The organism is Nocardia jejuensis NBRC 103114 (assembly GCF_001613145.1).
Taxonomy (GTDB): Bacteria; Actinomycetota; Actinomycetes; order Mycobacteriales; family Mycobacteriaceae; genus Nocardia; species Nocardia jejuensis.
In genome coordinates this window covers 72,388-87,270 of the sequence record NZ_BDBU01000043.1, presented here as the reverse complement: position 1 = coordinate 87,270, position 14,883 = coordinate 72,388, and the positions used below count along the sequence as shown (strand labels likewise).

Below are 14,883 nucleotides of genomic sequence, written 5' to 3'. Positions count from 1 at the left end.
TGCCGGTCGCTTGCTCGTGAACATGAAGGTATCTCCTTGTTTATCAATGGTTTTCGACCGACTCCGAAGCCGTTGCCGGAGACTCGAGCACCGCGGTGACGATGAGATTCGAGAGATAGCGGCGCTGCTCCCTGTCGAAGACGCCCGCGCAGGTGATCAGCCGCAGTTCGCTGTCCCCGTGCGACCGGTAGACCTCGTCGGACGGAAAGGCACCCTTCTCGACCGTCGCGGTGCGAGTGACGACGAATCGGGCGACGCTGCCGTCGGCTCTCGTCACATCGATCCGAGCACCGGCCCGAACGGCGCCGAGTCGGAAGAACACCGCTGGTCCCGTCGTGGAGTCGACGTGGCCGAGAATGACCGAGGAGCCGAGTTCGCCCGGCGCCGGGCCGGGAGAGTACCAGTACGGTTCGTCGAATCGGCCGGGCTCGGCGACGGTGCCGTCGGCGTTCGTGCCGAGACGGTCCATCGGAGTGGACAAATCGATTGCCGGAACGTCCAGATGCACCGGGACGGAACGCGAAAGCGGTTGCGCACGGGTCGGTTCGATATCGATGCGGGTGTCGCCGGTTTCGGGTGGAGGCTCCGGTCCGGCTCGTTCGGCCGTGCCCCAGAGGCCGATCGTCAGGGTCAGCGTCATCGCGGCCAGCGTCGGCCGGAACAGGCGGGTGCCGGCGCTCATCGCGGTGCGTTCGAGTTCCGTTGTCGCCGTGCCGGACTCGCTGTGGTGTAGGCGCCGAACCCGGCCGCCAGGAACGAGATCAGCGCGAAGATACCGAGTATCGTGCGGTCGGTCTGGAACCAGCGACCGCCGGCGCCGGTTTCCGGGTAGCCGCGGGGGATGGTCGAGCGAGGTCCGTTCGAGTCCAGTGTTTCGGGACCGCCGGCCTTCGGCCCGGGCGCGGCAGCCGGTGTGAGAATCGTGCCGGGATGGGCCGGGGCGTGCTGCGGCGGCTGCGGACGCGAAGGGTGTTGCTGCGCAGGGGATCCGGATCGCGGATCGGGCCGCCCAGACTCGGGTCCGGGCACGGGCCCGGGATCTGGAGACGGCGGGGGAGCGAGCTGCCCGAGGCCGAGCCCCAGAGCTCCCCCGGCGGCACTGCCCAGTGCGGCACTTCCGGCCGCGCTGCCCGCTGCTGCGCTCCCGGCCGCCGCGCTGCCCGCCGCCGCGCTGCCCAGACCCAGGGCGCTGCCGGTCTCGACGCTCCCGGCCGCTGCGGCGCTGCCCAGACCGAGCGCACTGCCGGACTCGGCGCTCTCGCTCGCTGCGCTGCCAACCGCGGCGCTGCCGAGACCGCTTCCGCTGACCGCACTTCCGGGCGCTTCGGCGGCTTCGGCGCTGCCCAGTTCGAGTGTGGCCACACCGTCCGAGCTGCCTGCGGCGGCGCTGCCGAGCTCACCACCCACACCGGCGCTGCCCACTCCGAGCGGCTCGGCCACGAGCGCGCTTCCCGAGTCGGTGAGACCTGCCGAGGCGGACGCGGAACCGGTTCCCAGCCCATCGCCCACCCCGGTCGATCCGGTACCGATCTCCGGGATCGGGATCGGGTCCGCCATGGCCGCGGGTGCGCCGAGAAATGTGAGCGCGGTGGCGGCGGTGATTCCGGCGATCGTCCGGTGCGCGGTGCGAGCCTCCGGGTTGTGGCGCATGGTCTGTCTCCTTCCATCCGGTGTTCACGGTGGGTTCGATCGGACCTGCACAGTCTTCGATCAGGAGCTCTTCGATGTCACCACGATCGCCGGGAATCGGCGGATTTCGGATTCCCGGCGATGTTTGCGGCGGAATTCGACACCCTCGGGTGGCCGTCACATTCGAAGGGTTTGTCGTTTCCGGGTCGGCACGGTCCGAGGCTTCCGTGCGGGCGCACCGGAAGGCGAGGCGGTCCCGCTCACGGGACTGCGACGCGAAGGACACCGGCGTGTGGGGGGCAGTGGCCGGGAGCGTCCGGCCGAAGGGGAATTCTGGGTGGGCGAGAACTACCCGGTGGGCAGACGTTTCAGCGGCGGTGGAACGCGATACGCGCCGATCATGCTGCGAGGGAACAATTTACGGTGCCGAACTCGGGCGTTCGGGAGTGCCGCGCGCCCGAGTCGATTCGTTCCTACTTGGCGGCCACGCGGGCCATGTTCTCCGGGTAGCGCGCTCCGGCGATCGACGCCACCGGGGCGGCGGCCTCGATTCGCGCCAGATCCTCCGGGGTGAGCGTGACATCCAGGGCAGCGACATTCTGCTCGAGATAGGTGCGGCGCTTGGTGCCCGGGATGGGCACCACGTCATCGCCGCGACTCTGTACCCACGCGAGCGCCAATTGTGCTGCGGTGACGCCCTTTTCCTCCGCGATGGCGCGCAGCGCCGCGACGACCCCGAGGTTGGCGTCGATATTGCCGTCCGCGAAGCGGGGGAGGCGGCGACGCATGTCGTCCGCGGGCAGATCGGCAGTGGAAGTGATTGCCCCGGTGAGGAATCCGCGACCCAGCGGCGAGAACGGCACGATGCCGATGCTCAGCTCGCGACAGGTCGGCAGCACCTCGGCCTCGATATCGCGGGTCCACAGCGACCATTCGCTCTGCAGCGCCGTGATCGGATGCACCGCGTGCGCCCGGCGGATCGTCTCCGCGTTCGCCTCGGAAATGCCCAGGTGGCGCACCTTTCCGGCGGTGACCAACTCCGAGAGCGCACCCCAGGTCTCCTCGATCGGAACGGTGGGGTCCACGCGGTGCTGGTAGTACAGGTCGATGTGGTCCACGCCCAGTCGCGCCAGCGACTCGTCGGCGGAGCGCCGCACGTACTCGGCGTCGCCGCGCGCTCCCAGCCCACCGCCCTCGCCCCAGACGATCCCGAACTTGGTCGCCAGCACGACCTGGTCGCGCCGATCCGCGATGGCTCGCCCCAGCAGTCGCTCGTTGGTCTCCGGCCCGTACACATTGGCGGTATCCAGCAGTGTGACGCCCAGATCCAGGGCCCGATGAATGGTGGCGATCGACTCGTCGTCGTTGTCGCGCACCCCGTACGCCTGACTCATCCCCATCAGTCCGAGCCCCTGTGCGCCGACGGTCAATTCGCCGAGTTTCCTGGTTGCGATCATGCGGGATGTCCTCCTTGGTGACGCCGATGGCTTCTCTCGTGAGCCTCGCTCACAACTACCGACGCTACGACCTGGAGCCCACTCCAAGTCAACCGCGATTCGAGCGTGCGTCGAGCGGGACCGTCGTTTCCCTTCGAGACCGATCGGTACGGGTTTATTCTGGCTAACACTTCGTAACCACGTGCCAGTGGACCCGGACGGAGAATTATGGGATACCGGCGGGGTGTAGGGGTGGTCGTCGCGACCGTGGTGTTGACGGTCGCGGTGGGATGCGGATCGTCCAGCGATTCTCAAGAATCGACCGAGCCCGCGTATGCCGCGACACTGCGGCCCGTCATCGATGAATTGATGAAGGACAACGTCATTCCGGGGGCGGTGGTGCTGGTCAAGTCTCCGAAGGAGGGGGATTGGACCGCGACTTTCGGCACCGGGCGGCTCGGCACGGACACGCCCATCACCGCGGAGGACCATTTCCGGTTCGGCAGCAACACCAAGACCGTGACCGTCACCGTGCTCATGCAGTTGGCGCAGGCGGGCAAACTCGCGCTGGACGATCCGATCGGCAAGTACGTGCCGGATGTGCCGAACGGTGATCGGATCACCCTGGCCCAGCTCGCGGAGATGCGCAGCGGTCTCTACAGCTACACCTTCGACGAACAGTTCAACGCCGACCTCGACAACGATCCGACGCGGGTGTGGACGACCCGGCAGTTGCTGGACATCGCGTTCGCGCATCCGGTGAATTTCGCGCCGGGGGAGCGGTTCGAATACTCGAACACCAACACCATTCTGCTCGGGCTGGTCATCGAGAAGGTCACGGGCGAGCCGGTCGGCGACAGCTTCCGGCGGGACGTCTTCGATCGGCTCGGGCTGAGGAACACCTCGTTCCCCGCGGCAACGGATTCCTCGATCCCGGACCCGCATCCGCAGGGCTACGCGTTCGGCACCAACGTGTCCACGATCGACACGTTCGCCCTCCCGCCGGACCAGCAGGCAGCGGCGCTGGCAGGAACCCTGAAACCGGCCGATCAGACCACCGCCAGCCCGTCCTGGACCTGGACGGCCGGCGCGATGATCTCCACCGTCGGTGATATGGCCACCTACGTGAAGGCCCTCGCCGACGGCGGCCTGCTCGACGCGAGGATGCAGCAGACCCGGATCGACAGCATCCAGCCGATCGATCCGGCCAACCCGGCCATGGCCGGATACGGCCTCGGCATCGTCCGATTCGGCGAGCACCTGCTGGGTCACGACGGCCAGATGCCCGGCTTCATGACCTTCATGGGCTCGGATCCCGACTCCGGCCTGACCATCGTCGTGGCGACCAATCTGGCGACTGTGCCCTCGGGGGAGGGCTCGGCCCTGGTGCTGGTCAAGGGCATGCTCCCCACCTTCTACGGTGCGAACGCGCTCCCCGGCCACGACCCCGCTCGACCCGAGACCGGGCCGTCGCCGACTCGCTGAGACGCGGCGCCCCGCGGTGCGTTTCACGGCCACGATCGCACCGGACAGTCGACCGGCCCCGTCGCTCAGGAGCGCGTGATTTCCCGAAGTCGTTTCAGCCCAGGATGATCGAGGCCGCGTGTTCGCCGATCATCATGGTGGCGGCATTGGTGTTGCCGCCGACGATGCTGGGCATGATCGACGCGTCGGCGACTCGGAGACCTTCCACGCCGCGCACCCGCAGCATCGGATCGACGACCGCGCGCTCGTCCACGCCCATGCGGCAGGTGCCGACGGGGTGGTAGACGGTGGTCGCCCGGTTCGGGATCTCGGCGGCCAGTTCCGTGCGGCCCGGGTACTGCGGGCCGGGGGAGATCTCCGCGTCCACCAGATCGCCGATCGACTTGGCGGCCATGATCTCTCGGGTCAGCTCCATTCCGTACGCGAGGGTGTCCAGGTCCCGCTGCTCGGCCAGGTAATCGGGGTCGATGGCGGGCGCCGCGGTGGGGTCGGAGGAGGTCAGTCGCAGGGTGCCGCGGCTCTGCGGGTAGATCATGGTCACCAGGATGGTCAGCGACCGGCGCGGATCGGGGGTGTGGCGGATCGGGGCATCCTGATTGGGGCCGGGGTACCCCCACGGCAGCACGTGCAGTTGCAGGTCGGGAATGCCCGCCGCGTGCGGGGTGCGTAGGAACGCGACGACCTCGAACACGCTGCGTGCGAGCCAGGTGCTGTTGTTGCGCAACGACTCCCGGAGCAGGGCGCGTGCGAAATATCCCGGCGCGGAACGGTTCACGGCGGTCGGCATCGCGAAGCTCATCGGGACGAACAGGTGATCGTGCAGGTTGTCGCCGACGGGGAGATCGGCGACGACGTCGATGTCGAAGGCGCGTAGATGATCGGCCGGGCCGATGCCCGAGAGCATGAGCAGCTGCGCGGAGCCGAATGTGCCCGCGCTGACGATCACTTCGCGTTCGGCGCGCAGTATTTCGGTGCCGCGCTCGGTTCGGCACTCCACGCCCGTGGCGCGGCCGTTCTCGATCACGACACGCAGCACATGCGTATTCGCCAGCACGGTCAGGTTTTTCGGCCGATCATCGAGATATCCGACCGACGTACTCGAGCGCAATCCGTTGCTGTTGCTCTGCTGGAAGAGCGACACGCCTTCCTGCTCGGCCCCGTTGTAGTCGGGATTGCGTGCCGCGCCGGTGGTTTCGGTCAGCGCCTGGATGAAGGACTCGGAGGCGGGCGTCAGATCACGCGATCGGATCACCTTGATCGGCCCGGAGTCCCCACGGAATCGATCGGCGCCGTCCTCGAACGACTCGAACTTCTTGAAGCTGGGCAGCACCTCGTCGTACGCCCACCCCGAATTGCCTTCCGCGGCCCAATCATCGAAGTTCTGCCGGTTTCCGCGCACGAACACCATGCCGTTCACCGAGCTCGATCCGCCGACCACCTTCCCGTGCGTCTGCGGAATGGTGCGGCCCAGTGCGTGTTTCTGCTCGACCGTGTAATGCCCCCAGTCGATCTTCTTCTTCAATTGCGGAACGCTGTGCAGCGGCCCGATCATCCCGGGCTTACGCACCAGCCGGGTGTTGTCCCGCCGTCCCGCCTCGATCAGCGTGACCTCGGTCCCGGTATCGGCCAAGCGCCGAGCGATGATGGCCCCGGCGCTCCCGGAGCCGACGATGATGTAATCCGCCACGATCAAATCCTTCTCCCCACCCAGCCCCGCCACGAGTCGTCGGCAAAACTGGAACGTGTTGCGAAACTACTCGAAAGAGTCCGTGCGCGACCCCCGTTTTCAGTATCCGGCAAGACTCGACCTGAAGTGTTCTCGGGAACGAGCGATAGTCGTACCCGCGCATAGGGGTTGCGGCGCACCGTACGGTGGTAGCGGCAGGCTGTTGTACAGGTTCTTGCGCCGGTATCGATTCCAGTCCTCGCGGTGTGGGGGAGACGGTCCATTGGTTCCGATGGCTGTGCGCGATCGAGCACAACATGGGAGGACGTTCGTGGCGACGACAATTCTCGGCGGAGGTATCGCCGGTACTGCTCTGGCGGGAGCGCTGGCCCGCACAGGTGACAAGGTCACCCTGTACGAGCAGCAACACACCGGGAGTGCCGGCGGTGCATTCCTGTTCATGGACGATCGCGGTCACGATGCGCTCACCGGACTGGGTGTGAACGCGGACGCGTTGAATGCCGCCTCCCGTTCGACTCTCGGTATGGATTACACGAACAGCGCCGGGGTGAACTCCTCCCGCCCGAATAGCGGGCACCGAGTCTGGTTGCGCGCCAACCTGATCGCGGTCCTGCGCGAGTTCCTGGCCGAGTCCGGCGTCGATGCCCGTCACGGCGCCCGCATCGCCGGGCTCGAAGTCGAATCGGGAGTGGCCACCCTGCATGTCGACGACCACCCGGTCGTGGCCGTCGTCGATGAGTTGATCATCGCGGCCGATGGCATCGACTCCGTGGTCCGCGCCCATCTCGAACCCGGCAGGGTCCCGGTGTACTCGGGCGACGTGGTCGTCTACGGCATGACGACGGTGCCGGTCGAATTACATTCTCCCTCAGAGGTATTGCACTTCTACGACGAAATCACATCGCGGGGCAAGGGTTCCACTTTCGGGCACATCTGGAGCGGGGACTCCGCGGCGCTGTGGTTTCTGCGCCTGCCCCGCGACCCGCTGCCCAGCGACGACCTTGGAGTGCGTCCGGTCGGTGAATGGGCCGGGGAGATTCAGGCCGCCACGCCGTCCAACACGTCCCTGCTGGAAACCCTGCTGGCTCGAACCGATTCGGTGCATGTCTCCAACGCTCGCAGCCTCCCCCTCGACAACGCCACCCCACCGAACCCTTCGATCCTCTTGATCGGCGACGCCGATCACGCCATCACCCCGGCGGCCGGCGTCGGCGCCCGAGACGCTCTCGAAGACGCGCACGCGGTGTATCAGGCCATCACCCGCGGCGAGTCACCCGCCGAGGCGATGATCCACCGCCGCGCCCGATTGCGCGCCGATCGTGAACGCGCACAGCGTCTCATCCGTCAGAGCACCGGCCGCCCCGCCTCCACCTGAGGGTGGATCGGGCCGGCGATCGTCTCGGTATCCGATCGGTCAGAGGTGCCCCCGCACCGGAAAGCGTTGCGGGGGCACGTGTTCGACTGGGGATCAGTTGTCGGGTTCGGGGGTGGGGGGTTCGGTGAGGCGGGCGTGTAGGCGGTCTCTGACCTGATCGGGGGTATAGGCGCGGCGTTGGCGTTCGGAACGGATCACGACCACTCCGGTCGCGGCTACGCCTGCTGCTCCTGCCAAACCGAGTACCTTCCACCAGCGCATACGCATAGGCTAGTCGCCGTGCCTGGTGATGCGCTGTCGAGTATCGGTATGGATGAAGCGGTGGAGTTCACCCGGACGGGTGATCTGTGGCTGTTCCGGGGACATTCGGGGGCCGATCGCGCGATTCGGGGGCTGACGAACAGCCCGGTCAATCACGTCGGAATGGCGGTGGTCATCGATGATCTGCCTCCGCTGATCTGGCATGCGGAGTTGGGGCGATCGCTGCCGGATGTCTGGTCGGGCAACAATCATCGCGGTGCCCAGTTGCACGATATGCGGGCCGCGGTCATGCGCTGGGCCAACGACTACGGGCAGCAGGCGTGGGTCCGCCAGCTGAATCTGCCGGTCACTCGCGAGATGGAGGATGCCGCGCTGCGCATGGTGGCGCGGCTGGACGGCATGCCGTTTCCCTCGACCAGTGCGCTGGCGGGGCGTTGGCTGCGCGGCCGGGTGCCGCTGCCGAAGAAGCGCTCGCGCGACACCGACGCCAATCTGGAGAACGCGTACTGCGCCGAGGTCGTCGCCCTGACCTATCAGGCCATGGGGTTGCTTCCGGAGCGGCGGCCGAATTGGTACGACCCGGGCCGGTTCTGGAGTGGCGACAATCTGCGACTGGCCGACGGGTACGACCTCGGCGGCGAGATCGCGGTGAAGGTACCCGCGTCCTGACGCACCGGGTCGGTCAATACCGCTGGTAGGGAGGTTCCGGAGGCAGAATACCGCCATGCGGACATATGCCCGATGGGGCCGGACCGTCGTCGTCGGTGCGATGGTGATCATGGCGTGTCAGGGCGTCGCGGCTACTCCCGCCGCGAGCGCCCCTCAGATCCAGTTGCCCTGGCTCGATGCCGAACCCGACGGGGTCCGCGCCCCGGGCGCGGCGCTGGCGGACGGGGTCACCGGCACCCTGCTGTGGTCGCGGGAAGCGAACACCCCGCTTCCGATCGCCAGCATCGCCAAGGTGATGACGGCGTTGATCGCGATCACCGCGAACGACCTCGAACGCGCAGTCACCGTGCCGTCGGAGGCCGTCTCGTACTGCGTCCGCAACGACGGCAGCACCGCGGATCTCGCAGCCGGCGAGGTGCTCACCACCCGTCAGCTGCTGTACGCCCTGCTGCTGCCCTCGGGCTGCGACGCCGCCTACACGATCGCCGAGGCCTACGGGCCGGGCCAGGACGGATTCATCGGCCGGATGAACGACTCCGCACGCCAACTTGGCTTGGGCGCAACCAATTTCACCGATCCCAGCGGACTTCCCGTCCCCACCGACTACTCCACCTACTCCACGCCCGCGGACCTGATCGCCCTCGGTCTGCGCGCGATGAGTTCGCCGGTGTTCCGTGAGATCGCCGGAACGCACACCTATCACCTGCCCGCGGGCCCGGCGAATCGCGAACACGTCTGGGAGACGACGAATCACCTGCTGCGCGCGTATCCCGGCACGCTCGGCATCAAGACCGGATCGACCGACGCCGCCGGCGCCTGCCTGCTGTTCGAAACAGTCCGCGCGGGCATTCCGCTGATCGGTGTGGTCCTGCACAGCTCACCCGGCAGCGGCATGGCCGCCAAGGAAGACGCCGAGCGAATGCTGAACTGGGCCTACGACCCGATCTTCAGCGCGCTGCCGATCGGGTAGGGACGAGCGGGGACCCGTCAGTCCTTACCGCGCCCGGCGCGAATGTCGAACTGCCAGTTGTAGAGGCGGACGATCTCGGCGATGCCCGCGCCGGGCCGGCCCGCCGGCGGGCGGATGAAGGTGCACTCGCGGCGAACCACCAACTCGCCGTTGATGTTCTCGATGACCGCCAGCACCGCGTCCCGGGAATCGTCGGTGCAGCCGTTGAGCGTCATCTCGATCGGCGGGCTGTTCAGCGGGTGCAGGGTCGCGGTCGCCTGGACGCCCCGGAAATCCTGCGCGCCTTCGTAGATCGAGGTGAAGATCAGGATGCGGCGGAAGAACTTGGTGAAATCCAGGTTGATGTCCAGGTTTTCACCGTTGACGCTGGCGCCGGTGCGGTCGTCCTGATCGAGGCGGATGAACGGCGGGTTCTGCAGATCGCCGAACCGGCGGTCCAGGGCGCGCACGGAACCGATCGAGCCGTTGGTCAATTCGTAGAAGCAGCACAGGTCGAGATCGACGGTGCGCTTGCGACCGAACAGACCACCGCCCTTGTCACTGGTCCAGTTCAGGTTGAACCGCATGGTGCCGCCGGTCGCGCCGGACTTCGTCAGCGAGACGGTCGGGGCTTCCTTGGTCAGGGAGATCTTGGTCAGACTGACCGGGGCCGCGGGCGGCGCGAACTGCTGCTGCGGGGGCGGGGCGTACTGCTGTTGCAGGGGAGCGGGATACGGCTGCTGCGGCGGAGGCGGAGGTGCGTACTGCTGCTGCGGCGGAGGTGCGTACTGCTGCTGAGGGGGCGGCGGTGCGTACTGCTGCGGCGGAGGGGGCGGTGCATATTGCTGCTGCGGCGGAGGTGCGTACTGCTGCTGTGGGGGCGGCGCGTACTGCTGCTGGGGCGGAGATACCGGCGGCGCGTACTGCTGCGCGGGGGCGGGCTCGTCGTCGACCGAGATACCGAAATCGGTCGCCAGTCCGGCCAGACCCGAGTCGTACCCCTGGCCGACCGCACGGAACTTCCAGCTGCCCTGCCGCCGATACAGCTCGCCGAGCACGAACGCGGTCTCGGTGCTGGCGTCGGCGCTGTCGAAGCGCGCGATCTCCGCGCCGTTCGCGGCATCCAGCACCCGCACGAACAAGCCCTGGAACTGACGGAACGTGCCGCCGGAGGTGGAGGCCGCGATCACGATCGTCTCGATCTGCGGTTCGACCTGCGCGAAATTCACCGATAGGGCATCGAGCACGGTGGGACCCTGCTGCTTACCCTCGTACCGCACCGCGCCGGACGGATGCCCGGGCTGGTTGTAGAACACGAAGTCGCTGTCGGAGCGGACCTTTCCGCCGACGAGCAACAGCGCGGACGCATCCGCGTCCGGTCCTGCCTGCCATCCGAGCTCGATCCGAACCACACTGGCCGGAACCGGAACGTTGGAACCTTTGGTCATCCCCACGGCAGCCAACCTATACGAATCAGGCGCTCGCACACCAGGCAACCCTGGGCGTGCTCGCGTCGCGTCGATACGCTGGCGGCATGCAGGCAGGGCAGCCGAGTAGAACAGCGATGGCCGTCGCGCGGGCACGGGCGGTACATCAGAGTGCGGACGAGCCGAGAGTGTTCACCGATCCGTTCGCCGCACGGATCGTCGGCGCGGAGGCGATGCGGGCGAACGAATTCGATCAGGGGCTCGATCCGGCCGTGGTGCGGGAGCGACGTCTGCTGATCGCGGCGCGCAGTCGCCTCGCCGACGACGTCATCGCGGCGGCGCTCGATCGCGGGATCCGGCAGGTGGTGATCCTCGGCGCGGGCCTGGACACCAGCGCCTATCGCAACACTCGCGCGGACGTGCGCTACTTCGAGGTCGACCATCCCGAAACCCAGGAGTGGAAGCGCAAGCGGCTCACGGAGACCGGTATCGAGATACCGGAGACTCTCACCTTCGCGCCGGTGGACTTCGAAAAGTCCACGCTGGCGGACGGATTGGCCGACGCGGGGCTCGACCGCGCCCGGGGTGCGCTGTTCGTGTGGCTGGGGGTCCTGATGTATCTCACCGGTCCGTCCGTGGACAAGACGCTCCGCTACATCGCCGAGCAGGGCCAGACGGCGGAGGTGGTGTTCGACTATCGCTACCCGGCCGAGGCGACGACCGGCGTGCCGGAGCACGAGCTTCGGGCGCGGGCGAATCGGGTGGCCTCGGCGGGGGAGCCGTGGTTGAGCTACCACACCGCCGAGGAAATCCGCGCGATCCTGCGGCCGCTGGGCTTCACCGAGATCCAGGACCGATCCGCGCCGGAGCTGCTGACCGCCTACGGTGTCGAAACCGGCGCTCGTTCAACGACTTCCGGATCGCACTTCGTGCACGCGAGGCTCTAGTATCGCGGGGAACCGTCGCCGTCGCGAGCGTGATGAGGAGCAGAACCGTGTCGGACAGCTTCATGCTGGCCACTCGAATTCGAATGAGCCGCAGTGAGTTCGAGCAGTGGCTCGATACTCCGGCCCCGGATCCGAGTGCGATCACCAATCCGGACGCCGTGTTCGACGGGTGGTACTGGGACGGCAAACCGGCCGACTGGCAGCACGCCGACATCGGCACCACGCCACGCGAGTACTTCTCCGGTGCTGTCGAATACGGGGATCGCAGTTTCTTGATCTGCGTATACCGCGAGGGCGCGCTCGAGGCGTATCTCATGCAGTTCGGATTCTGCGAGGCTGACTTCTATACCGGGCTGTTGCTGTTCACCGCGGCCGGGCGGCTCAGCTCCGAACCCGGCCCCGCCACCGTGCTGTTCTGGGCCGAAACCAGTGGCGCACTGCGGGAACCGTCCTGGGACGGCTGGCTCTCGACGCTCTCGGTCGGATCGGCAGGGGCCGCGTTCTCCCGAGATGTCGAGCTGTCCGGCGTGATCGAGGATCTGCGTACGGTCGAGGCCCGGTTCTTCGACCTGGTCGGCCGTCTCTCGGCGATCGAGGAGAACCCGGACACCGGCGGGCGCGTCGACTACCGCGAATTCGCGCTCGACCCACTGTTCTTCGATCAGGCGATCCTCGCGGACGAGAGCTGAGTGCCGAGCCGATTCCCTCGCACGCGCGAGGAGAATCGACTCTGCGGGACCGCGATCGGATGCGATCAGCTCGCGAACTGGGCGATCTGAATGAGATTGCCGCAGGTGTCGTCCAGCACCGCCGTGGTGACGGGGCCGTGATCCACCGGCGGCTGGGTGAATCGCACCCCCAGGCCCCGCAGCCGCTCGTACTCCGCGTGCACGTCGTCGACGGCGAACTGGGTGAACGGAATTCCATCCTCCACCAATGCCTGCTTGAACGGTCCGGCCGCGGGATGCGCGTCCGGCTCCAGCAGCAGCTCGACGCCGTCGGGTGACTGCGGCGAGACGACGGTGAGCCACCGGTACTCGCCGGTCGGCACGTCGGTCTTCTTCTCGAAGCCGAGCACTTCGGTGTAAAACCGCAGCGCCTTCGCTTGATCATCGACGAACACACTGGTCACGGTGATACGCATGTCCTACTCCTTCAGCCAGCGATCGGTGAGTTTTCGCAACGGTTCCCGATTCAGATAGTGGAACTTGTACCGGCCGTCCCGGCGCGTGTGCACCAGCCCGGCGGCGGCCAGCACCTCCAGATGCTGGGAGATCGCCTGTCGTGACGAGGACATCCCGTGCCGCATCGTCAACCTGCCGCACAATTCGAACAGGGTCTGTCCGTCCCGCTCGGCGAGCTCGTCCAGAATCACCCGCCGAGTGCTCTCGGCCAGCGCCTTGAACACCTCGCTCGAGTCGGTCCCGTCGCCCACGCCCTGACTATAGGCAAGTAATCACTTGCCTGTCACGTCCAGCCTCCCCAAGGGCGCGGGTATGCCGCGGCGGCGCTCGGCGTGCGACCCGCTCTGGCCGATGAGTGCGCCCGAATGATGCGAGGATCGGTGGTGTGCGGAGATCGGCACGGCCGCACGCCGAGGCAGTCCGAACCGTCGGCTCCGAGGTAGGCGCCCCGGTGCGCGATACGGATCGGTTGCCGGGGACCGAACAGTGCACTCGGGCCTCGGGGCGGCGTGAGTCCTCGGGTAGATCCGACTGGTGGATCTGCTGCATATGTGAGCGGGCCCAGTTCGGAGAGGTTCGGGGCAAGATGGGGGTATGAGCGTCATACGGAGTCGTTCGGCCGGGGCGCGACGTCACATCGGTTGGCGCGCCAGACATTCTGGAGCGGTACTCGCCGTCGCCGCTCTCGCGGCCGGTGCGTTGTCGGCGTGTTCGGATCGGGAGCCGGCGCGTTCCGAGGAGCCGGTGGCGGTCGCGACGTCCGCCGCGCCGAGTTCGCCGTCCGGGGTGATCGATCTCGCCGCCGGACAGGATCTGGTGCACGGGATCGACGTGCCGTGGGGTGTGGCGTTTCTGCCGGACGGTGGTGCGCTGGTGGCCGAGCGCGATTCCGGCGCGGTTCTGCGTGTGACACCGGGAGCCGATGCCGAGCGGGTGTATCAGGTGCCGGGGGTCTCCGCGGCGGGGGAGGGCGGGCTGCTCGGGCTCGCCGTCTCGCCCTCGTACCGCGACAACGGCTATATCTACGCGTATTTCACTGCGGCCGAAGACAATCGGATCGTGCGATTCCGGCTCGACGGACCGCCGGAGGTGGTGTTCTCGGGCATCGCCAAGGCCGGCAACCACAATGGCGGGCGGATCGCGTTCGGGCCCGACGGCATGCTGTACGCCGGGACGGGTGATGCCGGTATCCGCACGGCCGCACAGGATCCGGCGAGTCCGAACGGCAAGATCCTACGGTTGACGCCCGAAGGTCAACCGGCACCGGGCAATCCGACACCCGGCTCGCCGGTGTACAGCCTCGGTCATCGCAATGTGCAAGGGCTGGCGTGGGATTCGGCGGGTCGCCTGTTCGCCGCCGAATTCGGACAGAACACCTTCGACGAGATCAATCGGATCGAACCGGGCCGCGACTACGGGTGGCCGGAGGTGGAGGGCGTCGCGGACACGCGCGACGGACGCTTCACCGACCCGCTGCTCACCTGGGCGCCCTCGGACGCCTCGCCTTCGGGAATCGCGATCACCGCAGACACGCTGTACGTGGCGGCCCTGCGCGGCGAGAGGCTGTGGACCGTTCCCCTTCGCGACGGGTCGCTCGGTGCACCCTCGGCGGCGGTGACCGGTCTCGGCCGACTGCGCACGGTTGCCGTCGCCCCGGACGGCGCGCTGTGGGTGACCACCTCGAATACCGACGGCCGCGGTGACATCCGCACCGGCGACGATCGCATTGTCCGGTTCCCGGCTCGCTGACCGGTGGACCCACCGACCGATGGACTCACCGACCTATGGACGAAGCCGAGCGATCTCTTCGCTCCTCGCGGTGACCCGCCCAGTC

General features: G+C 67.5%; 15 protein-coding genes. 7 read left to right on the top strand and 8 right to left on the bottom strand.

Features of this window, described 5'->3' with window-relative positions; translation table 11 throughout:
- Nucleotides 1–43: 43 nt before the first annotated feature.
- From NJ1_RS29280 to NJ1_RS29270, 3 genes are all read right to left on the bottom strand, one after another.
- On the bottom strand, nucleotides 44–682 hold the full coding sequence (locus tag NJ1_RS29280; RefSeq protein ID WP_067700334.1) for a class F sortase: 639 nt from the start codon (nucleotides 680–682) through the stop codon (nucleotides 44–46).
- Nucleotides 679–1,650 carry a hypothetical protein gene (locus NJ1_RS29275; protein ID WP_067700331.1) on the bottom strand — a complete coding sequence of 324 codons (972 nt, stop codon included), beginning with the start codon at nucleotides 1,648–1,650 and terminating at the stop codon, nucleotides 679–681. Before NJ1_RS29275 ends, NJ1_RS29280 begins: the two co-directional genes overlap by 4 nt.
- A gap of 452 nt (nucleotides 1,651–2,102) precedes the next feature.
- Complete coding sequence (locus NJ1_RS29270; protein ID WP_067700329.1) at nucleotides 2,103–3,086, bottom strand: aldo/keto reductase; 984 nt, start codon at nucleotides 3,084–3,086, stop codon at nucleotides 2,103–2,105.
- Between the two features lie 231 nt (nucleotides 3,087–3,317).
- Here NJ1_RS29270 and NJ1_RS29265 point away from each other — a divergent pair, with 231 nt between their 5' ends.
- Nucleotides 3,318–4,550, top strand: coding sequence for a serine hydrolase domain-containing protein (locus tag NJ1_RS29265; protein ID WP_245717631.1), 1,233 nt, complete (start codon nucleotides 3,318–3,320; stop codon nucleotides 4,548–4,550).
- 94 nt (nucleotides 4,551–4,644) lie between these two features.
- On the opposite strand, the gene NJ1_RS29260 is transcribed toward NJ1_RS29265, so the two are convergent.
- Entirely contained in the window at nucleotides 4,645–6,237 is a 1,593-nt protein-coding gene (locus NJ1_RS29260) for a GMC family oxidoreductase (RefSeq protein WP_245717630.1), read from the bottom strand.
- Nucleotides 6,238–6,547: 310 nt separating this feature from the next.
- Between NJ1_RS29260 and NJ1_RS29255 the strand changes: the two genes are divergently transcribed.
- On the top strand, nucleotides 6,548–7,612 hold the full coding sequence (locus NJ1_RS29255; RefSeq protein ID WP_067700323.1) for an FAD-dependent monooxygenase: 1,065 nt from the start codon (nucleotides 6,548–6,550) through the stop codon (nucleotides 7,610–7,612).
- A gap of 93 nt (nucleotides 7,613–7,705) precedes the next feature.
- Here the strand turns inward: NJ1_RS29255 and NJ1_RS39835 are convergent, their stop codons facing one another.
- Nucleotides 7,706–7,873, bottom strand: a complete 168-nt coding sequence (locus NJ1_RS39835) for a hypothetical protein (protein ID WP_169813219.1) — start codon at nucleotides 7,871–7,873, stop codon at nucleotides 7,706–7,708.
- Between the two features lie 48 nt (nucleotides 7,874–7,921).
- Between NJ1_RS39835 and NJ1_RS29250 the strand changes: the two genes are divergently transcribed.
- Both NJ1_RS29250 and NJ1_RS29245 read left to right on the top strand, forming a co-directional pair.
- Entirely contained in the window at nucleotides 7,922–8,542 is a 621-nt protein-coding gene (locus NJ1_RS29250) for a hypothetical protein (RefSeq protein WP_067700321.1), read from the top strand.
- Between the two features lie 55 nt (nucleotides 8,543–8,597).
- The gene (locus tag NJ1_RS29245) at nucleotides 8,598–9,512 is read left to right on the top strand and encodes a D-alanyl-D-alanine carboxypeptidase family protein (protein ID WP_067700318.1); all 915 of its coding nucleotides are present in this window, start codon (nucleotides 8,598–8,600) and stop codon (nucleotides 9,510–9,512) included.
- A gap of 17 nt (nucleotides 9,513–9,529) precedes the next feature.
- Here NJ1_RS29245 and NJ1_RS29240 read toward each other — a convergent pair whose 3' ends face one another.
- Nucleotides 9,530–10,939 carry a TerD family protein gene (locus NJ1_RS29240; RefSeq protein ID WP_067700315.1) on the bottom strand — a complete coding sequence of 470 codons (1,410 nt, stop codon included), beginning with the start codon at nucleotides 10,937–10,939 and terminating at the stop codon, nucleotides 9,530–9,532.
- An 86-nt stretch (nucleotides 10,940–11,025) separates the two neighbouring features.
- Between NJ1_RS29240 and NJ1_RS29235 the strand changes: the two genes are divergently transcribed.
- Together NJ1_RS29235 and NJ1_RS29230 are read left to right on the top strand one after the other, a co-directional pair.
- The gene (locus NJ1_RS29235; protein WP_084478968.1) at nucleotides 11,026–11,865 is read left to right on the top strand and encodes a class I SAM-dependent methyltransferase; all 840 of its coding nucleotides are present in this window, start codon (nucleotides 11,026–11,028) and stop codon (nucleotides 11,863–11,865) included.
- A 47-nt stretch (nucleotides 11,866–11,912) separates the two neighbouring features.
- Nucleotides 11,913–12,554 carry a hypothetical protein gene (locus NJ1_RS29230; protein ID WP_157574311.1) on the top strand — a complete coding sequence of 214 codons (642 nt, stop codon included), beginning with the start codon at nucleotides 11,913–11,915 and terminating at the stop codon, nucleotides 12,552–12,554.
- Nucleotides 12,555–12,619: 65 nt separating this feature from the next.
- Here NJ1_RS29230 and NJ1_RS29225 read toward each other — a convergent pair whose 3' ends face one another.
- Both NJ1_RS29225 and NJ1_RS29220 read right to left on the bottom strand, forming a co-directional pair.
- On the bottom strand, nucleotides 12,620–13,009 hold the full coding sequence (locus NJ1_RS29225; protein WP_067700306.1) for a VOC family protein: 390 nt from the start codon (nucleotides 13,007–13,009) through the stop codon (nucleotides 12,620–12,622).
- A 3-nt stretch (nucleotides 13,010–13,012) separates the two neighbouring features.
- Complete coding sequence (locus NJ1_RS29220; protein WP_067700303.1) at nucleotides 13,013–13,300, bottom strand: ArsR/SmtB family transcription factor; 288 nt, start codon at nucleotides 13,298–13,300, stop codon at nucleotides 13,013–13,015.
- A gap of 493 nt (nucleotides 13,301–13,793) precedes the next feature.
- Here NJ1_RS29220 and NJ1_RS29215 point away from each other — a divergent pair, with 493 nt between their 5' ends.
- Nucleotides 13,794–14,798 (top strand): PQQ-dependent sugar dehydrogenase, encoded by a 1,005-nt coding sequence (locus NJ1_RS29215; RefSeq protein WP_422615794.1) that lies wholly within the window; start codon nucleotides 13,794–13,796, stop codon nucleotides 14,796–14,798.
- The last annotated feature ends 85 nt before the right edge of the window (nucleotides 14,799–14,883 follow it).